Below are 7,354 nucleotides of genomic sequence, written 5' to 3' on the forward strand. Positions count from 1 at the left end.
CCGCGGAGGCGTCGAGTTGGCGGCGGAGGCGTTCTACCGCGTCGAGGTGGTGGGTGGGCCCCGGCGAATCGTGCCGGGGCCCTTCGGGATCCCGTGGGGGCATCGATCAGAAGTCGGCGGGGGCCTCTTCGGCGGTGACGTCTGCGCCGATGCCGAGCTTTTCCTTGATCTTCTTCTCGATCTCGTCGCGGACGTCGGTGTTCTCGAGGAGGAACTTGCGGGCGTTCTCCTTGCCCTGGCCGAGCTGGTCGCCCTCGTAGGTGTACCAGGAGCCGGACTTGCGGATGAAGCCGTGCTCGACACCCATGTCGATGATCGAGCCCTCCTTGGAGATGCCGACGCCGTAGAGGATGTCGAACTCGGCCTGCTTGAACGGCGGGGAGACCTTGTTCTTGACGACCTTGACGCGGGTGCGGTTACCGACCGCGTCGGAGCCGTCCTTCAGCGTCTCGATGCGGCGGACGTCCAGGCGGACCGAGGCGTAGAACTTCAGCGCCTTACCACCGGTGGTGGTCTCCGGCGAGCCGAACATGACGCCGATCTTCTCGCGCAGCTGGTTGATGAAGATGGCGGTGGTGCCCGAATTGTTCAGGGCCGAGGTCATCTTGCGCAGCGCCTGGCTCATCAGGCGGGCCTGCAGACCGACGTGGCTGTCACCCATCTCGCCCTCGATCTCGGCGCGCGGCACCAGGGCGGCGACGGAGTCGATGACGATGATGTCGATGGCGCCGGAACGCACCAGCATGTCGGCGATTTCGAGCGCCTGCTCACCGGTGTCCGGCTGGGAGACCAGCAGCGCGTCGGTGTCGACACCCAGCTTGCGGGCGTACTCCGGATCCAGCGCGTGCTCGGCGTCGATGAAGGCGGCGACACCGCCGGCGGCCTGGGCATTGGCGACCGCGTGCAGGGCGACGGTGGTCTTACCCGAGGATTCCGGGCCGTACACCTCGACGATGCGGCCGCGCGGCAGACCGCCGATACCGAGGGCGACATCCAGCGCGATGGATCCGGTGGGAATCACCGAGATCGGCTGGCGCGCCTCCTCACCCAGGCGCATCAGCGCGCCCTTGCCGAAGCTCTTCTCGATCTGCGCCAACGCCAGATCGAGGGCCTTGTCACGATCGAAAGCGGGAGGTGCCATCGTCAGTTCCCCTTCTCAACGGGTGTCTCATGCTGTGGTTGGCGCCCACGTTAGAGGGAGGCACCGACAAGTTCCGACGACGAGCTTAGACGAACACCTGTTCGATGCAAGCGACGCGCGGAACGACACGCGAAAGACCTGGTGGCAAACCTTTGGCAAGCGCGCTGGCCGTCAGGGCACGACCGCGATCTTCTGCGCGTCGATCAGGCTCTGCGATTGCTTGAAGATCCGCAGCGCGGAGGACACCTCGATGTCATTGATCCCCGGCAGCGCACCCAGCCGTTCGGTGATGAACCGGTAGAGATGATCGGTATCGCGACACACCACCGAGGCAGTCAGATTCGCGGGCCCGGTGATCGCGGCCAGATACGCGACCTCCGGATACTGGGCGATCGCCATGCCCACGGCCTCGAGCCGCGCCGGCTGCACCCGCATCCACAACAGCGCCCGGCAGGTGTAACCCATGAGCTCCAAGGCGAAGTCGAGATCGAAGTACAGCACCCCCGAATCGATCAACTCGCTCATCCGCCGTGCCACCCGTGTCGGACTCCACCCGGTGGCGGCCGCCAATTGCGCGTACGGCGCGCGGCCGTCGCGCGCCAGAATCGCCAGCATCGCCTCGTCCTCGCGGGACAGCGTGACCGGCCCCTCGGGCCCCACCGGATTCCACATGGGCGGCCGCGGCCCGAGTTCCGCCAGCTGCTCCGGCGTCAGCAACCGGCCGTAGCGCGGCCATTCCTCGGTGAACGGGAACTGCCGCATCACCTCGTACACACTCAGCCCGAGCACCGGCGTCGCGCGCGGAATCATGCGCAGCAGCAACTGATCCCGTCGTTCCACCGACCGTGTCCGGCCCGCGCACATCACCTCGAACCCGGTGGTCAACAGCGCCACCCAGCTCAATTCCGGTACCCGGGCCAGGGATTCGGCCAGCGCCACCACCTTGGCGGGCTCGGAGGTGATGCGCATCATCCACCGCGGTTGCCCCAGCGGCACGGTATTCACCTGTCCCGCAACATGAATGATCCCCCGACCCAGCAGCGAGCGATACCGCCGCGCGACGGTCTGCTCGGAGACCCCCAGGATCGCCCCCAGCCGCGCGAACGGGATGCGCGCGTCGGTGACCAGCCCGTGCACGATCTGCTTGTCGAGCACATCCAAAACGGAGGAATCATCCAGCTCTTCCTCGAACATAGGAGGATTCTAGCGCCGAGCACCAAGCAGCTAGGTGGATCCGAGCGCCTCTCCCATGCTGGGAGACGAAATCGCTCGCACTATCGGAGGCCCCCATGCGACTGAGTCGATTTAAGAAATGGCTCCCTCTCTTCGCCGCCTGCCTAGGCACGCTCATGCTCCTCATAGACGTCACCATCGTGAATGTCGCCCTGCCCGACATCGCCGTCGATCTCGGCACCGGCCTGTCCGGATTGCAGTGGGTCGTAGACGGTTACGCCCTCGCCCTGGCCGCCCTGCTGCTGGTCCTGGGTTCGATCGCGGACAAGGTCGGCGCGAAACCCACCTACCTGGTCGGCCTGGTGCTGTTCGCGGCCGCCTCCCTGGCCTGCGGCATCGCGCAATCCTCGGAGGTGCTGGTGGCGGCGCGGGCCGCGCAGGGCATCGGCGGCGCGGCCATGCTCGCCACCACCCTGTCGCTGCTGCACGCCACCTACACCGGCCGCGATCGCGGCGTCGCGTTCGGCGCGTGGGGTGCGGTGGCGGGCGCGTCCGCCGGTATCGGCGTGGTGCTCGGCGGCGTGCTCACCGATCTGCTGTCGTGGCGGTGGATCTTCTTCGTCAACCTGCCCATCGCCGCGATCACGATTCCCTTGACCGTCATCGCCTTCGGCCCGTCCCCGCGCCGCGCCGACCGCAAGATCGACCTGCCGGGCATGGCCGCCTTCGCGCTCGCCGCGACCGCGATCACCTACGGCATCATCCGCGGCGGCGAGCACGGCTGGACCGACACCCGCACCGTATCCACCCTGATTCTCGGTGCGGTGGCGCTGATCGCGTTCCTGGCCATCGAATCACGCAGTGCCGCACCGATGCTCCCGCTGCCCCTGCTGCGCCACACCGGCCTGGTCGCGACCCTGATCGGCGCCCTCGGCATGAGTTTCGCTGCCTTCGCGGCCAGCCCGCTGATCTCGCTGTGGCTGCAGCAGCAACTGCATCTGTCGCCGCTGCGGGCCGGACTGTCGCTGCTCCCGATGTCGATCAGCGCCTTTCTGGTCTCGGGCGTCTTCGGCCGCCAGCTGCACGACCTGTCCCCGCGCTGGTCGATCGGCGGCGGCCTGGTCACCATCGGTGTCGGCAGCGGCCTGCTGACCCTCATCGACGCCGGATCCTCCTGGACCGCTTCGATTCCCGGCCTGCTGGTGATCGGCGCGGGCGTCGGCGTGATGGCCCCGCCCCTGGTGGCCGTCGGCATGGCGGCGGTCCCACCGCAGCAGAGCGGCACCGCGGCGGGAGCGGTCAACACCGCCCGGCAGTTGGGCCTCGCGCTGGGTGTCGCGGTGCTGGGCACGGTGTTCCGCAGCGCCGCCGGTGACGGCCGCCCGACCCTGTCGCACTTCGTGACCGGCCTGGATTCGGCGGTCGCGGCGGCCGGTGCCGTCGGAATCGTCTGCGGCGTAGTGGTCTTCACCCTCTTCCGCAGCCACGAGCGGATTCCGGAGCCGACTGCCGAACCCGTGCCGGTGGGCTGACGCAGCATGCCACAGCGTACCGACCGTCAAGTCCCAGATTGATCGGAATACCTTCTGCCAGAACGGTTTTCAATCGAGGGAGGAGGCGCCCGCACTACACTCGAGCCATCGGCGCACAGTGCGGTACGCCTCTCCCGATCCACGTTCCCGCGCAGAAAGCCGTGGTGAATCCCATGTCCCCGCTGCCCCGCCCCGATACCCGGCTCTGGACCTCCGCCACCACCCAACCCGGCCAATGGTCCACCCAGGCAACGGTTCCCGGTGCCACCTCCCCGCGCGGCCCGGCGCTGGCGGTCTTCCAGGAGAACCTGCACATGGCCTGGCGCGCCGAGGACAGCACCGATTCGATCTGGCTGTCCTCCACCGCCGACGGCCAGACCTGGACCGGCCCGTGGAACATCCCGAATGTCGGCACCTCCGAGCATCCGGCCATGACCGCGGCCGGCCTCGGCGACCAGACGCTGTACCTGGCGTGGAAGGGCGCGGACCGCGATCAGAACATCTGGTGGTCGACCTCGAGCGACGGCCACAAATGGGAATCCCAGCAGATGCTGGGCGGCGCGGAGACCTCGTGCGCGCCCGCCCTGGTCTCGTTCCAGGGTGTACCGCACCTGTTCTGGCGCGGTGCGGACACGCTCCTGACCTCGAATCAGAACATCTACCTGTCGATCCGCACCGCCACGGGCTGGACCGCCCCGGCCGCCCTGCCCGGCATCGACTCCTCGCAAACCCCCGCAGTGGCGGTTCTCGGCAACACCTTGTACCTGGCCAACCGCGGCACCAAGGCCCTGCTCGACAATGACCAGTGGATTCGCCTGTGGAGCTCGACCAATGCCGTCACCTGGACCTCCCGCGCCAACCCGGTCGACGCGTACACCGATCAGGCGCCCACCCTGGCCGCCCACGCCGACCGCTTGCACCTGGCCTGGAAGTCCGCCAGCGGCGACGAGCTGTGGTACTCCACCTTCGACGGTGACCACACCTGGCAATCCCCCACCCGCATAGCCTCTTTCGAATGCCACTACGCCCCCGCCCTGTGCTCCTTCCGCCCGCCGCGCGGCACCTCCCTGCTGCACCTGGCGTGGCGCGGCTCCACCGTGTAACTCTGATCTTGTTCCTACCGCAGGGGAATCCCGGCGTCGTCCTCTTCGGGGGTGCGGGGGCCGAAGATGCGGCGCTCCTCCTCCGTGATGGGCACGTCGTTGATGCTGGCCTCGCGGCGGGACATGCGGCCGTCGGGGGCGAATTCCCAGAGTTCGTTGCCGTAGCTGCGGTGCCACTGGCCGTTGTCGTCGTGCCATTCGTACTGGAAGCGGACGGCGATGCGGTTCTCGGTGTAGGTCCACAGGTCCTTGCGCAGCGCGTAGCCGTTCTCCTTGGCCCACTTGCGCTTCAGGAAGTCGACGATCTCGGCGTGGCCGGTGAGGAATTCGTCGCGGTTGCGCCACACCGAATCCTCGGTGTAAGCCTGCGCGACCTTCTCGGGATCGCGGGTGTTCCAAGCGTTTTCGGCGGCGCGGACCTTGAGCTTGGCGGCTTCGAGGTCGAAGGGCGGCAGGGGTGGACGCATGATGAGACCTTTCGAGTTGACGGCGGGATGCCGGGTCAGGGGTTGACCGGGGAGAGTTCGGGCTCGCCCCAGCGCAAGGGAGTGGCTCCCGAGATCTCGACGACCTCGGTGAGCGTGAAGTCGATGGCGCATTGCGCACCGGGCGTGAAAACCGCCTCTTCCCAGGTGATCTCGGCGGTGCCGGTGAGCTGCAGGGTGACCCCGGTCCGCCAGTCGAGGACGAGCAGCCCGCAGCGCGGGTCGGCGGCGATATTGCCGAGGGTCATGAACATGGAGTTGCCGCGGTAGTCCGGCCAGCGCAGCCGGGTCGGGGAAAGCACCTGGAGGAAGCCGGGATTGCCGCCGCGATGGGAGGCGTCGGCATTACCGTCGGGGTCGGCGGAGGCGACGAAGAAGGCGTCGGCGCGGGAAACCAGCTGCTGCTGTGCGGTATTCAGCTCGGTGCCCCAGCGGACGGCCGGAGTTCCCCTGGCGACCCATTCTTCGACACTGCGCCGCGAGATGTATTTCGGGCAGTTCGAATACACCTGCTCGGTCTCGATGCGCAGCCCGCCGGCGGTCGGCGCGATCACACCGTTGACCCGCATGCGCCGCCGCGATTGCGGCTGCAGCGCGATCATCCCGACATGCCGTGCGCCACGCAGCGATTCGGCGAGCGGGTCCCCCACCGCCGGTACCGCGTCGATCTCGATGGCCCGCACCCCGGAAGCATGCACGAACCCCGGTGCGCCGACCAGCTGGGTCGCCCACATGCGCCCGTCGCCATCGGCGGCCGCCACCACGATCATGGGCTGCTCGGTCAGGAATTCCGCGGCGGCGGCCGGAATGTCGGGCCGGATCATGCGGCCGACCCGCTGGGCGATATCGGCCTGCCCCATGCGTTCCTGCACGGCCAGCTCACCGGGGTGATAGCCGACTCCGCCTGTTGCGTTCATCGCGAACTCCTGTCGGGGCCGCCCGCGCGGCCCGCCAACTGCCAATGTGATTGCCCGCGCGGAAATTCCGGGTCAGAAGAAACCGCAGGTCGGGGCCGCGCCACTCGGGGCGGGCGCGTGGTCGGCGCCGCTGGGGGCGTAGACCTCGAGCCGGATGCCGTCCGGGTCGATGAAGAAGATGCCGCCCGACGCCGCGCCCTCGCCGTGCGCGACCACGCCGTCGTGCGCGAAGGCCACATCCAGTTCCTTCAGCACCGATTCCACCTCGCGCACCTGCTCGATGGTGTCGACCTGGAACGAGAGGTGATGCAGCCCCGGCGTTTTCGCGGAGAACTCGCCGCCGCTCTGCTGCCACAGCGTGACCTGGAGTTTGGCGTCGCGGCCCAGGAAAGCGAAACGCTGCGCACCCTCACCGCCCGCGCCGAGCTGTTCGAAGCCGAGGGCGCGCCGGTAGAAGTCGACCGACCGGTCGATGTCGGTGACATTGAGGCCGATGTGCCCGGTGGCGAGAACGGGTGCGGTCATGGTGAACCCCTTCGGAAGATCTAACCATCGTTGTTTGTTTGACAGGTTAGAAGCTAGCGACATGGGGCGTCGCCAGTCAACCCCTATAGTGAATTTTGCCGGTTAGAAAGGAGTGGTGAGTCCGATGACAGCACCGCGACCGTTACCCTCAGGAGTGCCCGAAACCCGCCCTCACCTCGGTGAACCGCTCGCCCTGGACCTGCTCAACACCCGCTGGAACAGCGCGGAGGGACCCCGGGACCTGCTCATCGACGTGGCCGGCGTCCGGCAGTGGCTGGCCGACAACACCCTCGACCTGCCCGCCGACGAGGCCACCCGCGAGGCCCTCATCACCGCCCGCGACGCGATCCTGCGCGCGGTCAAGGGCACGAGCGCCGACGACCTCAATGCCGTCCTGGCCCACGGCCGCATCCGCCGCACCCTCACCCCCGAGGGCCCCGCCCCGACCCCCGAGCTCGCCGACCCCGCCCGGCTACCC

8 protein-coding genes are annotated in these 7,354 nt (G+C 68.1%); 3 read left to right on the forward strand and 5 right to left on the reverse strand.

From position 1 onward, the window contains the following. Positions 1-106: 106 nt before the first annotated feature. Together recA and ACAM49_RS37240 are read right to left on the reverse strand one after the other, a co-directional pair. Entirely contained in the window at positions 107-1,141 is a 1,035-nt protein-coding gene (gene recA, locus ACAM49_RS37235) for a recombinase RecA (protein ID WP_040810310.1), read from the reverse strand. Between the two features lie 171 nt (positions 1,142-1,312). Continuing rightward, complete coding sequence (locus ACAM49_RS37240; RefSeq protein WP_369640232.1) at positions 1,313-2,335, reverse strand: Lrp/AsnC family transcriptional regulator; 1,023 nt, start codon at positions 2,333-2,335, stop codon at positions 1,313-1,315. A 95-nt stretch (positions 2,336-2,430) separates the two neighbouring features. Here ACAM49_RS37240 and ACAM49_RS37245 point away from each other — a divergent pair, with 95 nt between their 5' ends. Beyond that, entirely contained in the window at positions 2,431-3,846 is a 1,416-nt protein-coding gene (locus ACAM49_RS37245; RefSeq protein ID WP_369640233.1) for an MFS transporter, read from the forward strand. A 173-nt stretch (positions 3,847-4,019) separates the two neighbouring features. Then, positions 4,020-4,949 (forward strand): hypothetical protein, encoded by a 930-nt coding sequence (locus ACAM49_RS37250; protein ID WP_369640234.1) that lies wholly within the window; start codon positions 4,020-4,022, stop codon positions 4,947-4,949. A gap of 14 nt (positions 4,950-4,963) precedes the next feature. On the opposite strand, the gene ACAM49_RS37255 is transcribed toward ACAM49_RS37250, so the two are convergent. The 3 genes from ACAM49_RS37255 to ACAM49_RS37265 all read right to left on the reverse strand — a co-directional run bounded on the left by ACAM49_RS37255 (position 4,964) and on the right by ACAM49_RS37265 (position 6,876). Then, positions 4,964-5,419: a nuclear transport factor 2 family protein gene (locus ACAM49_RS37255; RefSeq protein ID WP_369640238.1), complete on the reverse strand. Its 456-nt coding sequence runs from the start codon at positions 5,417-5,419 to the stop codon at positions 4,964-4,966. Positions 5,420-5,451: 32 nt separating this feature from the next. Next, positions 5,452-6,351, reverse strand: coding sequence for a pyridoxamine 5'-phosphate oxidase family protein (locus tag ACAM49_RS37260; RefSeq protein WP_369640235.1), 900 nt, complete (start codon positions 6,349-6,351; stop codon positions 5,452-5,454). A gap of 72 nt (positions 6,352-6,423) precedes the next feature. Continuing rightward, a complete protein-coding gene (locus tag ACAM49_RS37265; RefSeq protein ID WP_369640236.1) occupies positions 6,424-6,876 on the reverse strand; it encodes a VOC family protein in 453 nt (150 codons plus the stop codon). 154 nt (positions 6,877-7,030) lie between these two features. On the opposite strand from ACAM49_RS37265, the gene ACAM49_RS37270 reads away from it, so the two are divergent. After that, positions 7,031-7,354, forward strand: a 324-nt coding sequence (locus ACAM49_RS37270; RefSeq protein ID WP_369640237.1) for an ABATE domain-containing protein, incomplete at its 3' end; no start/stop codon positions are given.

This window comes from Nocardia sp. JMUB6875, assembly GCF_041154655.1.
In the GTDB taxonomy this organism is placed as follows: Bacteria; Actinomycetota; Actinomycetes; order Mycobacteriales; family Mycobacteriaceae; genus Nocardia.

Bases quoted from the DNA above. Each gene is read 5' to 3' on its own strand.
- recA (WP_040810310.1), bottom strand. From the start codon at position 1,141: ATGGCACCTCCCGCTTTCGATCGTGACAAGGCCCTCGATCTGGCGTTG.
- ACAM49_RS37240 (WP_369640232.1), bottom strand. From the start codon at position 2,335: ATGTTCGAGGAAGAGCTGGATGATTCCTCCGTTTTGGATGTGCTCGAC.
- ACAM49_RS37245 (WP_369640233.1), top strand. From the start codon at position 2,431: ATGCGACTGAGTCGATTTAAGAAATGGCTCCCTCTCTTCGCCGCCTGC.
- ACAM49_RS37250 (WP_369640234.1), top strand. From the start codon at position 4,020: ATGTCCCCGCTGCCCCGCCCCGATACCCGGCTCTGGACCTCCGCCACC.
- ACAM49_RS37260 (WP_369640235.1), bottom strand. From the start codon at position 6,351: ATGAACGCAACAGGCGGAGTCGGCTATCACCCCGGTGAGCTGGCCGTG.
- ACAM49_RS37265 (WP_369640236.1), bottom strand. From the start codon at position 6,876: ATGACCGCACCCGTTCTCGCCACCGGGCACATCGGCCTCAATGTCACC.